Origin of the sequence: Flavobacterium plurextorum (genome assembly GCF_024638035.1) — a bacterium.
GTDB lineage: Bacteria > Bacteroidota > Bacteroidia > Flavobacteriales > Flavobacteriaceae > Flavobacterium > Flavobacterium plurextorum.
In genome coordinates this window covers 5183450-5199991 of sequence record NZ_CP100442.1, presented here as the reverse complement: position 1 = coordinate 5199991, position 16542 = coordinate 5183450, and the positions used below count along the sequence as shown (strand labels likewise).

The window sequence follows — 16542 nt, the reverse complement described above, 5'->3', positions numbered from 1 at the left end:
ACAGAACAGATTTAGATTTTAGATTTTGGTGTTTTAGATTTTTGAAAGTACTTCTGCTTACTTTTTTCTAATGAGTCCAATTAATAAGTTGATAACATATACAGGTATGCCAACAAAAGTAATTACCAATAATTCTAGAACTAAAGTCGAGTTTAATAATTGATAATCATTAAGGAATGAAGGGAATTCGGGTTTTTGCAGAAACAATTTACCATAGATTAAAGCTATCCAATAAATTACAAAACTCCCAATAAAAATTAGAGAATGAAGTATAGTTAAAGATTTTACAAGCTGTTTTTTGAATACTTTTTGAACAAGCCAATAACCAAATCCCATTATAAAATAGCAAATAAATAAAAAGATAGTACTGTCAAAATTACGTACCACATAATAAGTATCGTGAATATTGATATCTAGATTAGAAGTAGGATTATCGTTATTCTGAAGGAATCCGATAATTAAAATTAACAAGGAAACGATCCAAAATAGATGATAGACTTTAATTTTTTTGAAGTTCATGTTTAGTGATAGCGGTTGTTTGTCGTTTTACTTTAAACGAATTAAAACTCCTTTGCGTTTTACGATATTTTTATAATCCCATTGAATGTCTTTAGATTTTTCGAGCCATCGTCTTAAGTCATCGAGATTTATTTGTGTGACGGCCGTATATCGAGCTTCGGCGGCTTTAAAACTTCCTTCGTTTTGCAGTGCAGATTCTTCAAATGATTGTCCGCTCCAAAATAAAAGCCTTACAGAATCTTTTAGTTTGCTGTACCCTACAATTGGATTCCCATCTAAAAACCAAACGGGATGCCGATGCCAGATCTTGTTTTCGGCTTCAATTAGGCAGGAACTAATTTCTGCATATAAAAGATCACTTATTTTTTTGTCTTCGATGTTTTGGGAATCATTATAGGATTGAATTTCTGGATTCATTGTTTTTTGTTTGTTTTTTCAGCTCAAATAAAATATAAGTTCCGTTTTCAGATTGTCCTTTTCTTTTTTCGATGAAGCCTTTTCGTTTATAAAAGTCAACGGCTTTTAGATTATTTTCTAAACATTTTAAAGTAAGGGGAATTTTAGTTTTTGAGATTACTGCTTTTAACAGCTTGGAAGCAATACCTTTATTTTGATGTTTATGATGGATATATAATTGATGTATAAAATTAGTAGGCGTCCAGATCGAAATAAATCCTATAGGAATATCTTCGTGAAGCGCCGCTAAAATTAACTCGCCTTGCGTATGTTTTTCGAAATCGTCCAGTTGAAAATCTGAGGTATTAAGCCATGTAAAAGTTAGTTTTCTTTCCTCTAAAAATAAGTTTCTTAGTGCTTCATAATCTTTGTTTCGAACTTCTATTATTTCCATTTTATTGTGAATTCACGCTTTTTACCTTAAAACTTTAGATTCATTTTCGAGCATTTTTTCGATATTAAAATAAATGCCATCAACTTGATATTTGCCTTTTTCAAAGCTCAAATAATCACAATGATCGATTAAAGATTGTGATTTACTTTCTAGTTCGAAAACATTAAGCAATACATATTCATGTTCTACAAGAAGGACATGAAATCCTGTCTGACATTGTTTTCCGTCACCGGAAGATAAAATAGTATTCATGATGCTGTGAAACTTAAAAGAAGCAATTTTTGAATTTACTTCATCGCCTTTTAAGTGATAAGTATAGGCGAGAAGATTAAGCTGTTTAAGATCAAATGGAAATTCGCTTAAAGTATTATTAATTAGTTTGATAATTTCATCATAATCTTTATTCTCTAATTTTTCTTTACCATAAATTTCATTTAGTTTTTTTTCATTTGGAGATTTCCAAAAAGCATTGTACTTGGGTTGAAAAACGTAACCAAAATACAAATGGTTAAAATCATCATGCGTTAGCAAAGTATCGTTTTTCATTAATCGCTCCATTAATTGAGGATAATAAAATGCCGATTTTTTGTCTTGAATTTCTTTTTCAATGGCTTTGTAATCCGGAATTTTGAATCCTTGATCTTGAGCAATAGCTTTTGTTCCTAATACTAAAACTGTCAATAAAATTATTTTTTTTATCATGATTTGAGATTTAGATTTCATTATTCAATTTAATGTTTTCAGGTTTGAGCGGGTCATTTATTTTTATCTTTTATTTCTAGGTTTTTAATAAAAATTATTAGACTTGAAAGACAGTTTTTTTAAATCAAATAAAAGAAAAAAAACGGTACGTGAGTCAAATATGTACAAAAAGAAAATCTGATCTGTTTGAACAGATCAGATTTTGATCAGGGAATATTTTAGTTTTCGTTATTTAACTTTTTCTAGATCATTTAATTTCCAGCTTTGATCACGTAAGGCAGGTGTTGGCCCATAGAAGCGAGCTAATATTTCGAACTTGCCTTTAGGATCTGTTGGAATCCAATTTGACTCACCGCTTGCAGGCGGAGTTGGACCAAAATATAAATCGACAGAACCATCGCTATTTGTTTTTAATCCTGGACTTTGTGAGGAGCGTCCTGCACGTTTTTGGTTTCGAATAAAGGTGTGCGTGTCTCTATTATAAACGGTCATTGACCAGTATTGTTTTACAGGAACATTGGCAGGAACATTTACTTTATAGGTTCTGTTACCGTCTAGATCGTTGCCATCTTTGTCTACAATCTGCATTAGATAAAATTGTGATTCTCCAAGATGTTTGGCGCTAAAAAAAGCGATCATGTAACAAACGGCTCTATTATCAATAGGATAAATTTCAGAGATAGAATATTCACTTTTTACGCTTTTAATATTGTCTTCGTCTGCAGGAAAAAACCAATGCGTGTCTTTGTAAAAAGGAGGTATTATTTCGTAATTGTATAAAAGCCATTCTTTTGCTGTTTTTACGGCTTGTGTTAAAATTTCTTTAGTACGGGTGTCAGGAGCAAAAGACTTCCCTCTTTGAATACCTAGTGTTTTTAAAGGATCGATCATTACACGATCTCTTGTGAGCCAAGGTTCTGTTTGTACAATTGAATTTAATGTTTCATAAAAAGTATGATCGTAGCGAATGTTTGAGTCGTATATCTCATTACTGGCATCGACAAAAACAGTTGTTGGGTTTTTGGAAGCTTCGCTGAGCGGATAGACTTTAATTCGTTTGGCGTAAGCTACTGCAGCTGCAACATCGGCAGCGCTGCCGCTTTTTAATACAGAACGTAAAAGGGCATAACCTGTATAAGTATCAGATTGCAAAGGGATATAACCTGCAGGTATTTTACTTTTATCGTAACCTGGCGGTAAAAAAAGATATTTCCCGCCTTTTCCTTTATCGACTCCGCCGGGACCAACATCTTCAAGTGCATTTTGCCAGTAGGTCATTATACTGCCATTAAAAATTCCATTGTCTGCTGGTGGAATTTCGAGCACAACAGGACCTGCTTTTTCTGTATTGAAAAAAGGCATTAAATAAATTACATCAGGATTTGGGGTCAGAGTTTGATTTTTCCAATCTAACAGTTTTGGCCAAATAACAACTTGATTGTAACTGCCGTTTATTTTTGCAAGTGCATTGTACATCAATTGAAAATTAACCGCCGGCATGCCCCATACGGCGGCTTCAACTGCACGTTGATACAAAATTTGTTCCTTAATATTTGCAGGTTTAAATTCTGTTCCTGCAGTATTTGAACTGTCGCTTTTCTCTGTATTACTGGTTTGATTATTATTGCAGGCTGTCAGGAGAAATACTGACAAGAACGAAAGAAGGATTTTTTTCATAACATTAATTTATTTAGTGGATATAAATTTTATTATTTTAATTTTCAACATCCTGCAGATTAGTTTTAGCTAAAGCTGGTTCTAAAAAACTTAGAAGTTGAAAGTAATCTTTCTGCTTAATATTTATAAGAAATCAATGTTTCTTATGAAGAGGTAATAGTTGTAATTTATTTAGTAATCTAGTAAGTGCATTACTTAGTTTGGAGATTTTTTTTTGAATTAAATTTATTGTTAAAATTATGAAAAAAAAGTATAGGTAAGTTGTTTTTTAAAATAAAACCATTAAAAGTCAATTGTTTATGTTTTTTGTTTGCCGAGGAGTGATGGAGTTTCGTGATTGCAAACAGGTTTAGTTTCTAATAAAAAAAAATCCGATTTGCTTTTGCAAATCGGATTATAGCTGAAATTTTATTCTAGTTGTTTAACGAGCTGAAGTGTACCTTCCTTTAGAGCTTTGTAATAATCGCCTTTTTTTAATTCTGGAATAAAATAGGCAGAGACAATATCTTTCATTTCTTGGTCGTTCATTTTAACTTGAATTTTATTGGTGCCTTGAACTTGAATTTGTCTTAATTGTTTGCTGATAATAATTAAAAGCGACGTATCTGTTTTTAATTTAGAAAGTAAATATTTGTCTAAATCTAATGAGTAATCGCTTAAATCGGTATACGGAGTTATGGAAGATACTGTTACAATTACAATTTTATTTTTAGTTTTTGTTTCACTGGATTTTAAGAATGTAGTTAAATCCTTGATTTGATTTGGCGTTAGAATTTTTTCGAAATCATTTACATAATCATACGAGGATGCAAAAATATTTTTAGTATCAGTTTTTGTTTGTGCAAAAATGTAATGAGGTAGAAAAAGAGAAATTGTTAGTAGGAATAATAATTTTTTCATTGCAGGTTTTGTTTTGGGAGCTGCAAAATTAGTACTTTATTATTGAAATCGGTTTCCAAATGGTTACCTTAAGTCAATATTTATTTTCACGGAATAAAAAAATCCGATTGGCTTGTACCAATCGGATTTTTAACTTTTTCACATTATAATAGAGGAATTAAATGTTCCCAGTTTAGCTGTTTTGCAAAATCAAGTGCAGTCTTTCCATTGTTAGTTTTAGCTTTAGTATCTGCTCCGGATTGCAGTAAAATTTCAACTGAGCTTTGATTTCCTGCGATCGTTTCGAGATGAAGAAAAGTATACCCTAATTCATCTTTTGAAGTAAGTTCATTAGGATTATTTTTTAAGAAATCAACAAGACTGTCTTTCATGTTTTTGCTCATTGGATGTTCTACAAGGTTTTCTGGTTTTTCTTTTTGATCTGAAACAACCTGAATATCGCTGTAATCTCCAAATTCTAAACCCCAGGCTTTGTCGTGTTCTTTTCTTTCGTCTTCGCTCATTTCTGAACGCATTACGTGTATGGTAAAGGCTCCGTAGGTTTTACCTTCAATAGCAAATAACCAATCACTTATTTGGTTAACTGGTATTTGTACTTCGTCTCCATTGTTTACATTGGTTAATTCATCGGGCTGATTTACTAGAGTTCCATAAATGGTATCGCCGTCAAAATTGATATCGTTGATCCACATATGTTCGACTAGGATATCGTCATCTATTTCTTGAGTAAAAGCCAATTTTACACAAGCAACATCAAGTCCAGGGATTATACGGCGGTATTCCCAAGATAATTCTCTCCAGAAATATTTAAAGGTTTCTTGTGCTTTTTTGTGTGCTTCGATCATTTTTGGATTTTCTCCGTCGGCAAAGAATATTGATGTATTTTCCATTCTGTGTTATTTTAATTGTAATTGCGGGCTGTAAATATATTTTAACTCCAAGATAAAAAAAATCTTATAAACGGTTTAAATTTTAACAATAAAAAAACCGGCTTGCTCTTATGAATTGAGTTGTTTAGACAAAGTTATTGTTCTTTTGATTGAAGAAAAAAACAATAGAGGAGGGTTTTTAAATTGGGCATAAAAAAAACCGATTTGCTTTCACAAACCGGACCTTTTTAAATTGAAAATAATATGTAACCAAAGAGATGCAAATGCGTCTCTGGTTATTTTTACAAGTGAATTACTTCGCCGTATGCATCAGCAACAGCTTCCATAACTGCCTCGCTCATTGTTGGGTGAGGGTGGATAGATTTAAGGATTTCGTGACCTGTAGTTTCTAGTTTACGAGCTACAACTGCCTCAGCAATCATATCAGTAACACCAGCACCAATCATGTGACATCCTAACCATTCTCCGTATTTAGCATCAAAGATTACTTTTACGAATCCGTCAGCAGCACCAGCAGCTTTTGCTTTTCCTGAAGCTGAGAATGGGAATTTACCAATTTTTAATTCGTAACCTTTTTCTTTTGCTTGTTTTTCGGTTAAACCTACAGAAGCGATTTCTGGAGTTGCATAAGTACAACCAGGAACGTTTCCGTAATCGATTGGATCTACATGTAAACCTGCGATTTTTTCAACACAGTTAATTCCTTCAGCAGAAGCTACGTGAGCTAAAGCCTGCCCTGGAGTAACGTCTCCAATTGCATAGTAACCAGGAATGTTAGTTGCGTTGTAAGCATTTACTAAGATTTTATCTCTGTCAACAGCGATTCCAACTTCTTCTAAACCAATATTTTCGATGTTTGTTTTGATTCCAACTGCCGAAAGTACGATGTCAGCTTCAAGAATTTCTTCTCCTTTTGCTGTTTTTACAGTTGCTTTAACTCCGTTTCCTGTAGTATCAATTTTCTCTACAGAAGAGTTAGTCATGATTTTTACACCTGCTTTTTTCATAGAACGCTCCATTTGTTTAGAAACGTCTTCGTCTTCAACAGGAACAATGTTTGGCATAAATTCTACGATAGTAACTTCAGTTCCCATAGAGTTATAGAAGTGAGCGAACTCAACTCCAATTGCTCCAGAACCTACAATGATCATAGATTTTGGTTGAGTTGGCAATGTCATTGCTTGACGGTATCCAATTACTTTTACACCATCTTGAGGTAAGTTTGGAAGCTCACGAGAACGAGCTCCAGTTGCGATGATAATATGATCAGCGCTGTATTCAGTAACTTTATTGTCTTTATCTGTAACGTCAAGTTTTTTTCCTGGTTTTAGTTTTCCAAAACCTTCGATAACGTCAATTTTGTTTTTCTTCATTAAGAATTGAACTCCTTTGCTCATTCCTTCAGCAACACCACGGCTTCTTTGAACAACTGCAGGGAAATCTTTATCAAATTCAGAAACTTTCAATCCGTAATCAGAAGCGTGCTTTAAGTAATCAAAAACCTGAGCTGATTTCAATAATGCTTTAGTTGGGATACATCCCCAGTTTAAACATACACCACCAAGATTTTCTTTTTCAACTACAGCTACTTTAAAGCCTAATTGTGATGCTCTAATTGCTGTAACATATCCGCCAGGACCACTTCCTAAAACAATAACGTCGTATTTCATTTTTTTGGTTTTTAGTATTTACTATCGAAAAGGAGGTTTATAATTCCGAAACTCACTTGCCGATTTTTTCTTTTGTTATTTGTGATTGCGAATTTAAGGAATTATTTTAAAAAACAGTAAGTTGTAAAAAGGGAAAATGTGAAAATGTGAAATGTGAGATGTAAAATGGTTGAGATTTAAAATTAAAAAGGTAAAATGTGAAATGTTAGTTTAAATATTCTAACATTTCACATTTTACCTTTCACATTTTTCAACAATAATAATTATACTTTCACGTGTCCCCAATTTTCACCGCTTGCAATTCTGCGTATCTGCATTTCGCTTACGCCAAATTGTTTGGCGATCATTTTTAGACGTGTTTTTTGTTCTGGTCTTGCTAATATTTTCTTGATTAACATGACTTTTGTCGTAGTCAATTTTCTTCCGTCAGCTTTCAAGTTGTGCTCGATCAGGTTTTTCTTAGCTTGAATTACTCTGGGACTTTTACGACTGTGCGCCATCATTTCGGCTTTTGTGGCCCAGCATAAATTGTGCACATCGTCATTGCTTCGATTGTAGTCTAAGTGAAGTACATAAGTTTGTTCTTCTGATTCTTTAGGAATAAAATAATGGGCAACTAATTTGTATAAAAAAAGGTATTTGTTAACGATTTGATCGTCTTTTTTTACCTTAAATCTAAAAGTAGGATAACCATCGCTTAAACCGCCTTTTAAAAGACGTCCATTTTCAATTTCATCAGTGAAGCTTATTAATCGGCCTCTGTTTGAAATGGCGTATTTAAGTTGTAATGAGGCATTTATTTCTATTTCTTTGAATTTTTCGTCAGGGTAAAATCTGTGTTGTGGCATTTTCGTTTACATTTGATTTTTGAATCTCAAAGATAAAGAATTGATCAAAAATGATCGCTATCGTGCTGGTTATGAAGCATCAGTTTTATGATTCTTATAACGCTAATTTAACGTTTTCTAATTTTTTTTGGCAATTTGCAAAGTCCTTCTCGATGAAAAAATGCGAATGATACACTTTTTTGATTTTTAACCTTATAGTAAAACGACACTTTAGAACTCAAAAAAATGTCTGAATTTTATTGATCGAGCCAGTTTTTGAAATTAGTAATTTCTTTTTTGCTCAAAATTATAGCATCATTTTCAATAGGAGGAACGGTAAGAATCAGTTCAATTTTTTGGTTAGAGTGTTTTACGACTTCTTTTATTGTACTTCGATTTACAATGTATTTACGATTTATCTTAAAAAATGTAAATGGATCGAGGTTATTTATAATATCTGTCAAAGTGCTATTGTATAAAAAACTGTTTCCAGAATTTACATATATAAATAAATGCTTTCCAGATGCGGCAAAATAGGTGATTTCGGCTTCGTTTATAGAGATAAGCTTATAACCGTGGTTGACTAAAAAATGACGCTGTATTTTGCTTGTTTCGGGGTTTTCGATTGCAACTAATGACTGCAGTGCTCCATCGCTGTTAAAAGTTTCCTTTATTTTTTTGAATTTGATTAAGGCTTCAAATAATTCTTGTTCTTCAAAAGGTTTTAAAAGATAATCGATCGTGAAGTGTTTGAAAACAGTAATGGCGTAAGAGTCGTAGGCAGTAACAAAAATGACAGGGCAGGAGATCGTTGTTTTTTCAAAAATCTCAAGACTTTTTCCGTCGCCTAAATGAATATCCATAAAAGCCAAGTCAACATTGTTTTCTGAAAAAAAGGCAACAGCTTCTTTTACAGATTTTAAAACTGCAATTTCGGCTATTTGTAAAATGTCCTGCTGTTCTAAAATTGATTTCAGATAACTTGAAGCAAGATATTCGTCTTCAACAATGGCAATTTTCATTTTTAATATTTCGTTTATAGAATCGAAATTCTAAAGTTGATTTTGCAAAGATAGTTCACTCTGTTTTTTTTACAACGTTTTTAAAAGCAAAAAGGTCCAGTTTTTTGAACTGGACCTTTTTTTCTGATTTTGAATGAACTTATAAATTCGGATTATTTAATCTCGCATCTGCTGGATAAATAATAGTGTAACGCGGATCGTTTTGTAGTAAAGTGTACTCTGCATTCATGAATTTATGAACAATTTGTTTTTGAGTACTTCTTCTTAAATCAAACCAGCGGTGACCTTCTACAGGAAATTCTCTGCGTCTTTCTTCAAAAATGAAGTTAGTTAGATCAGTCGCATTCATTGTATTAATGTTGCTTGCCAGCTGATCATATCCTGCTTGTGTATATCTGTTTTTAATGAAACTTAAAACTGTTGCTTTAGAATCGTTAATATTGTCCAATTTCAATAAAGTTTCAGCTTTTGTTAAATATAACTCTGAAGATCTGAAAGATGATTTTTGATCGTCATTTCCGCCTTTTAAAATTCTAAAACGGCTTCCGCTTGCTCCAAAGTAAAGTGGGAAACGTAAGTCAGTTGTTCTATTGTAAGCTGCAATTAAATCAGCAGATGCAAAAGAAGCTCTTTTTAAACCAACGATATAACCATCTTCAAGTGCTAAAATAGATTCTTTTCCATCATATTTTGTAGCTAAAACCGGCGTTGCTTTTAAGTCAATTAAGGTGTTTTTGATTTCTAAAGCTTTATTGGCAGCATCAAGTGATTTTTGCCATTGCTGTTGATACAAATATAAACGGCTTTCTAAACTGTATAGCGCCACTTTCGAGAAACGGTAGTTTAAACCTTTTGGCTGTGTACTTAAATTAATTAATTTTTCAGCTTCTTTAGTATCAGAAATAACTTGATTGTAAATAACGTCTACACTCTGCGGAATAAATACTTGCTCCAAATCAATCTCTAAAGCTAATGGAACTCCTTTGTCTGAAGCTGCAGTTGCTGGATTATAAGGTTTTCCAAAAAGATTTATTAAATCAAAATTTGCCATTGCTCTTAAAGCATAAGCTTCTCCAATTAATTGATCTCTTTCTTCAGATGCTGCTACTTTATTAGACGCTTCGTTGATAACTACGTTCGTATAAAAAATTACATTATATAAACCTTGATAATGAAAATTTAGCGTATTTCGATCCGGATTTAGATCTTTCCAGATATGTACATCTTTGTAAATAGCAGTTTCGCTGTTATCTTCATTCAGGATTAGTTCATCTGTACGAGCGGCACTCAATGATTTGTGTTCTGGGTACAGCGCATATGCTGTTGTTAAAACCGCACGAAATTCAGCTAACGATTCTGGAATTACTTTTCCTACCGGAGTAATATCCAAATAGTCATCGCAGCTGCTAAGTGCAATAGCAGCAACGAAAAGTGTTATATATTTTGAGAATTTTTTCATCTTTTTTAATTTTTAGAAAGTTACATTAAATCCTAAAGTCAACGATCTAGGAACTGGCTGTGCGTAAATGTTTCCGAAAGTTTCTGGGTCAAAATAACCTTTGTAGTCTGAACTTATTACGAACAAGTTTCTTGCTTCAATATTTACTCGTATACTTTGAATGTCGATTTTTTCTAAGAACGTTTTTGGGAAAGTATATCCAAAACGAACACTGCTTAATCTCATATAACTCATTTCGCTGACCCATGTGTCTAAATAGTTATAAGTATTAATTGGGTTACCGCCAGAGAACCAATTGTAAGCCATCCATGAATCTCCAGTACCAGAATCTTTACTTGTAATTCCAGGTAAGTTTGAAGAAGTGTTATTTGGTGACCAAGCGTTTAAAATATCAGTTGTATAGTTTTGTCCTCTATCTACAAGTGTTCCGTTGTATGGAGGAGTTCTTGTAACAGTTTGTTTGATATTAAACGAAGCTGCTATAGTAAGATCAAAATTGCTTACTTTAAAAGTATTGATTAAACCTCCCGTAAATTTTGGATCTTTATCTCCCAAATAAGTAAATAAATCTCTAAACTCTGCAGCACTTAAATCTGATTGCGAGAACATACCTGGAAAAACACCAGCAAGTGGATCATATAAACCAAAGAAAGTCTGTGCATTTACAGTTTCTCCTTTTTTATTAACAAATAACGGGTAACCGTTTTCGTCAATTCCGTTTGTTTTGAAACCGAATACAGCATTTACAGCATGTCCTTCTTGGTTTGGTAAATAACTATTATCTCTTATTTCTAAACGATCAACTTTACTTTTGTTATGTGCAAAGTTAAAATTGGTGTTCCATTTAAAATTTGGACGGTCTATGTTTTTTGTAGATAAAGCGATTTCAAAACCTTTGTTGCTTACCTGTGCCCAGTTCATGTTTGTAAATTCAAAACCATTTTCTAATGGTAATGCTTTTAAGCCAATTAAATCGGTACTTTTTCTTCCGTAAATATCTGTTACAAGAGTAATACGGTTGTTAAGCACACCAAGGTCAAAACCAAAGTTTGTGTTTTGAGTTTTTTCCCAACGCAATTTGCTGTTTGGCGGACTTAATACCACAATTGTAGATTCTGATTGTCCAGGAAGGATAGTAGTTGTTTGGTTACTTCCAACTACGTAAGGCGAAGTGTTTTTATCAATATTTCCTTGTAAACCGTAAGAAGCACGAAGTCTTAAGTTAGAAATTACTTTACTGTCTTTTAAGAAATTTTCTTGAGAAACTAACCAAGATCCAGATGCTGACCAAAGTGGCAAGTATTTGTATTTAGGATCTACACCAAATAAATCTGAACCATCATAACGAACACTTCCGTAGAAACTGTATTTTCTTTTGTAAGTATAAGATGCTGTTGCAAAGAATGAAACAAAAGCATTTTCGTATTCATTTTTTACATATGTTTTGTAAAATGACTCTTTAGCAAAAGTTGAATTTGGGAAAATAATTTGCTGCGTAGTCAAAGTTTTTTCGTCAAAACCAAAACCTTTAGTTGCTATAGAAGTAGTTTTATTTCTTCTTAATTCATTACCAGCCATTACTTCAATTTCGTGATTTTCCCCTAAAGTTTTAGAGTAATTCACCATTGTTTTTAAGTTGTACTGAAAAAAGTCTGTGTTTGTGTTTTGAATAATTCCACCATCAGGTAAAAAGTATTTTTGCGTATTATCAGCAAAATAGCTTGATCTTTCTCTTTGTCTTCTAGTGTAAAAAGTTTCCTGACCAGCGTATTTTTCGCTAGAAGAGTTATCAAACTGTAAACCTAACTGGCTTGTTACTCTTAAATCTTTAGTGATTTTATATTCAGCATCAAACAATGCTTTTATTGCTCTAGTTTTTAAATCGTATGAAGTATTGTTTCTTTCTTCTAAGAAATTAAAAGGAAGTTTAATATCAGAGTATGAAGCGATATCCGGGTCATATTTATAGCTTCCGTCTGCATTGTACGGAGTTAAATATGGATTTACGTTTCTTGAATAATTTGCTGGATTTGTAAATCCATCAAGATCTGTTAAGTAAGATGTCGTTTTATTTTCGGCACCAAAAATCCCAATACCTACTTTAAATTTATCAGTAATCTCGTAGTTGTTTTTCAATGTTAAGTTATAACGTTTGAAACCTGTACCAACCGTAGCTCCGTTTTCGTCATAATATCCTAGAGAGAAGTAGTAATCAGATTTTTCGCCACCGCCAGATAAACTTAAACCATGCTGTGTGTTAACTGCATCTTGATACAATAAGTTACCCCAATTTGTATTTTGCTTTCTTAAGTTATTGATTGATTGCTGTGTTCCTGCACTTAAAGAAGAGAAAACGCCGGTTCTGAAGGCATCTAATTCATTCGCTCCGTTTAAGATACGAGCAACTTCACCACCGGTGTCTCTATATGTCAAATCTGCGCGACCTGCCATGTTAAGTTCTAAATCAACTTTTTGACTTGAATTTAATAAGTTCAATTTGTCAAAATCAGGTCTTTGAGTAATAAAGGTATTTGTGTTGAAGTTTACAACCATTTTACCTCTGCGTCCTTTTTTTGTAGTTACTACAATTACACCATTTGCAGCACGAGCACCATAAATGGCAGTTGCAGCAGCATCTTTTAATATCGTAATATCTTTAATATCGTCTGGATTTAAACCTGCAATAGAGTAGTTTGCAAGTTGATCGATATTTTCTTTGTCATAATTTTTAGGAACATCATTATTTTCTAATGGTAATCCGTCAAGTACCCATAAAGGATCTTGTGTACCATTAAGAGATGCTGTACCTCTAATTCTAATTTTGGCTGGCGCTCCCGGAGCTCCAGATGGAGTTGTAACGGCAACACCCGCAACTTGTCCCATTAATAATTGATCGACACCAGAAACTCCAGATTGCTGAATCGAAGCCATGTCAACTTTAGTAATAGCTGAAGTCAGTTTTCTTTTTTCGATTTTTTGGTATCCCGTTAAAACCACTTCTTGAAGCTGCGCAACATCAGATTTTAAACGGATTGTGTATTCTTTTTGAGAAGTTATTTCAAGAGTATATGGCTTATATCCCATAAAAGTAACTCTTAAAGAAGTAACATCTTTACCAATTTTTAATTGAAATTTACCATCAAAATCACTTGTTGTTCCAATGGCTTCACTGTGTATAATTCCTGCTAATGAAGTTTTATTTGAAATTGAATTGTTCTCTACAAAAACTGATGCACCAGGTATTGGAGACTGGTCAGCTTCGTCAAGAATGATTCCGGTAATGGTTCTGTTTTCCTGCGAGTATCCTGCAATGGCCAGGAGAAGCAGTAAGACATTTAGAAATTTTTTCATGTTTTTGTATTGTATATTAATTGACTGTGTTGTTTAGTGCTTTCTCGATTCTTTGAATTAAATCGGTATAATGATTTTGGGTCGATTGATCTCCAGTATTCTTTTTCAATTTTATTAATCTCAAAACTGTACTCAATTCTCCTTTTTTATCAGAGGTAATTTCTGTAACTCTTTTTAAAGAAGTTTGATTGATATTTCTCGCCATTTTTGAATCTTCTAAATAGTTGCATAAATGCGGCATTTTTAGTGTTTCCTGAATGTCGATTAATTTTTTACCATCTGTTTTTTCAAATATTTTATTTGTTGAAACGATCAAAACATCAACATAATTCTTTTGCGTCATACGCTCTAGAATTGTCAGGGATTTACCTTGTATTGTTCCTGAAAATACACTTTGATGCATTTTTTTGAATAAATCATTTACGGTAAATACCTTTTCATTGGTTTTATTACGTTGGTATAATTCGTTTTCTGTTATTCGAAGTAAACGATCATCGCTAAACAAATCGTATAAAATACCGTACTGTAATTCTCTTGATAAAGTATAAGGCGTGTATTCGTAAGGTCCTACAGGAGAATCTTTAAGCGGATTTGTTTTGTCTAAAATGTCGTTAAAGAATAACCATTGCGGAATTGTAAGTACATTTTTGATTAAATAATCTGCTGCTCTTTTTTGCATTGCAGGCGAAACCGGAATGTAGCTTTGTTTGTTATCTCCGTGAACGGTTTCATTTAAATAAACTCCGCCAATATTATTCAATACATGGCGATTGTACAATTGCCATTGACCAATAGTTCCTATATAAAGTTTACCAGTTTCATAATACGTGCGGTCTTTGTCGTACGTCCAGTTTAAGATATTATCTACAACACGTTTTAGATTTTTTAAACCATATTCGCTCGCTTTTACAGCGTCGTTTCCTAAGTCTTCAGATTGAGAACGCGGATCGATTATATTTTCTTGCTGTTCACCATAAAAATAAATCGGATCATTTTGATGCTTGGCAATTAACTCGTTTAATTTTAAGGTTTCATTTTCATTCACATTGTACCATCTGTAACCCCATTCGATTGCGTATTTATCATATTCTCCAATTTTTGGAGTAATTACAGTAACATTATCTTCTGGCTGTGCCACATAATTATAACGAGCATAATCCATAATAGATGGTGCAGTACCGCCCATTTTTGCAGTAAAATCTTTAGAACGTAAAGATTCAACATCATAAGCAAAAGAAGATCCCATATTATGTTTAAGTCCAAAAGTATGACCAACTTCATGTGATGAAACAAATCGAATAGCTTCTCCCATAAGTTCATCGCTAAATTTGTTTGCTCTGGCTTTTGGGTCTATTGGGCCAGTTTGTATACGCATCCAGCTTTGTAAAGACGTCATTACATTATGCCACCAAATAATATCAGCTTCCAGAATTTCACCGCTTCTTGGGTCAACAACAGATGGTCCCATTGCATTTGATTTTGGCGAAGCAGCATATGTAATTACAGAATAACGAACATCATCTACATCAAAATCTAAATCCTTTTCTGTTGGTTCTTTAGCAATAATGGCATTTTTAAATCCGGCTTTTTCAAAAGCAATCTGCCAATCGTGAACACCATCAATAATATAGTTTCTCCATTGTTTTGGAGTCGAAGGATCGATATAATAAACAATTTGTTTTTTAGGTTCAACTAGTTCACCTTTCAAATATCGTTCTTCATCTTCCTTTTTAGGTTCTAAACGCCAGCGTGTAATAAGCTCTTTCTCTAACATTGCCTGTTGATCGTCAGCAAAGTACCAATGTTTTTCCGTAAAATAACCAACTCTTTTGTCAGAAAAACGCGGTTTCATAGGTGTTTTATCAAGTAAAACAATATTGCTTGTTACACCAAGAGTTACAGACAAAGCTGGTCCGCCTTCGCTTACAGAAGTCGTTAACTGTGATTTTACAACAATGTTTTTAGGAAAAGATTTTAAACTTTCAATATATGATAAATCAGATTTTACAGAACCTCCAAAACCTATATTGCTCAAAACATCATTGAAACTTTTTTGCTTACCGTCAAAAATCTTGTTTACCTTAATTACAACAGCAGTCGAATCGTTGTTTTTAGTTTCAATATCAAAAACTTCAATAATTGATTCAGAGAAATTGTCGATTACTGATGCTGTAATAGCATCTTCTTTAGGAGAAGAAACTTTTGGTACGTATGATTTTACCCAAACCTTCTTTGCAATTGTATCTTTATAAAAAGTAATTATTTTGTTTTCATAATTCATCCCTTTATTTAGTCCAGCTTCATTAACCTGAAATGGAACTTGAGATAATTTGTTTACAACAAGAAATTCTCTTTTAAATAAACTATCCTGAATTTCAAAATAAACATCAGTTTTAACCTGAATGATATTAAAAAGTCCTTTTTTTAGTGTTCCCTTTTTTATAAGGTCACCGTATTTTTTAACTTTTTTAGAATCAGTAGAATCTTTTACAATTTCAGTATCCGTTTCTTTTTTCTTTTTCTTCTGAGCAAGAACAGTAACGGGAACAAATAAGAGCAGAACTAGTAAGCAGAATAATTTTAAATTATGCAGGAATGCCTTTTCCTTCATTTTGATGTTAAGTTTAAGTTAATTTTGCGCCGAAGCTATTTGATTTTAGCTCGAAAAAAAAACA

13 protein-coding genes are annotated in these 16542 nt (G+C 32.9%); all 13 read right to left on the bottom strand.

Annotated elements, in window-relative coordinates; genetic code table 11:
• Positions 1-57 precede the first annotated feature (57 nt).
• The 13 genes from NLG42_RS22600 to NLG42_RS22540 all read right to left on the bottom strand — a co-directional run bounded on the left by NLG42_RS22600 (position 58) and on the right by NLG42_RS22540 (position 16478).
• Positions 58-519: a cbb3-type cytochrome c oxidase subunit I gene (locus NLG42_RS22600; RefSeq protein WP_257682479.1), complete on the bottom strand. Its 462-nt coding sequence runs from the start codon at positions 517-519 to the stop codon at positions 58-60.
• A gap of 27 nt (positions 520-546) precedes the next feature.
• On the bottom strand, positions 547-936 hold the full coding sequence (locus NLG42_RS22595; protein WP_257682478.1) for a DUF1801 domain-containing protein: 390 nt from the start codon (positions 934-936) through the stop codon (positions 547-549).
• The gene (locus tag NLG42_RS22590; protein ID WP_257682477.1) at positions 911-1369 is read right to left on the bottom strand and encodes a GNAT family N-acetyltransferase; all 459 of its coding nucleotides are present in this window, start codon (positions 1367-1369) and stop codon (positions 911-913) included. Before NLG42_RS22590 ends, NLG42_RS22595 begins: the two co-directional genes overlap by 26 nt.
• A 21-nt stretch (positions 1370-1390) precedes the next feature.
• Positions 1391-2071, bottom strand: a complete 681-nt coding sequence (locus tag NLG42_RS22585) for a DUF4919 domain-containing protein (protein ID WP_089058764.1) — start codon at positions 2069-2071, stop codon at positions 1391-1393.
• Between the two features lie 228 nt (positions 2072-2299).
• On the bottom strand, positions 2300-3748 hold the full coding sequence (locus NLG42_RS22580) for a DUF1254 domain-containing protein (protein ID WP_257682476.1): 1449 nt from the start codon (positions 3746-3748) through the stop codon (positions 2300-2302).
• Positions 3749-4156: 408 nt separating this feature from the next.
• Positions 4157-4648, bottom strand: a complete 492-nt coding sequence (locus tag NLG42_RS22575) for a TPM domain-containing protein (protein ID WP_257682475.1) — start codon at positions 4646-4648, stop codon at positions 4157-4159.
• A gap of 143 nt (positions 4649-4791) precedes the next feature.
• Positions 4792-5538, bottom strand: coding sequence for a DUF2314 domain-containing protein (locus tag NLG42_RS22570; RefSeq protein ID WP_257682474.1), 747 nt, complete (start codon positions 5536-5538; stop codon positions 4792-4794).
• 281 nt (positions 5539-5819) lie between these two features.
• Positions 5820-7208: a dihydrolipoyl dehydrogenase gene (gene lpdA, locus NLG42_RS22565; RefSeq protein ID WP_089053238.1), complete on the bottom strand. Its 1389-nt coding sequence runs from the start codon at positions 7206-7208 to the stop codon at positions 5820-5822.
• 263 nt (positions 7209-7471) lie between these two features.
• Positions 7472-8056 (bottom strand): NUMOD4 domain-containing protein, encoded by a 585-nt coding sequence (locus tag NLG42_RS22560; RefSeq protein ID WP_089059786.1) that lies wholly within the window; start codon positions 8054-8056, stop codon positions 7472-7474.
• Positions 8057-8292: 236 nt separating this feature from the next.
• Positions 8293-9057 carry a LytR/AlgR family response regulator transcription factor gene (locus tag NLG42_RS22555; protein ID WP_099719311.1) on the bottom strand — a complete coding sequence of 255 codons (765 nt, stop codon included), beginning with the start codon at positions 9055-9057 and terminating at the stop codon, positions 8293-8295.
• A gap of 139 nt (positions 9058-9196) precedes the next feature.
• Positions 9197-10516 carry a RagB/SusD family nutrient uptake outer membrane protein gene (locus tag NLG42_RS22550; RefSeq protein ID WP_257682473.1) on the bottom strand — a complete coding sequence of 440 codons (1320 nt, stop codon included), beginning with the start codon at positions 10514-10516 and terminating at the stop codon, positions 9197-9199.
• A 12-nt stretch (positions 10517-10528) separates the two neighbouring features.
• Positions 10529-13867, bottom strand: coding sequence for a SusC/RagA family TonB-linked outer membrane protein (locus NLG42_RS22545; protein ID WP_257682472.1), 3339 nt, complete (start codon positions 13865-13867; stop codon positions 10529-10531).
• Positions 13868-13883: 16 nt separating this feature from the next.
• Complete coding sequence (locus tag NLG42_RS22540; RefSeq protein WP_099719308.1) at positions 13884-16478, bottom strand: zinc-dependent metalloprotease; 2595 nt, start codon at positions 16476-16478, stop codon at positions 13884-13886.
• Between the last annotated feature and the right edge of the window lie 64 nt (positions 16479-16542).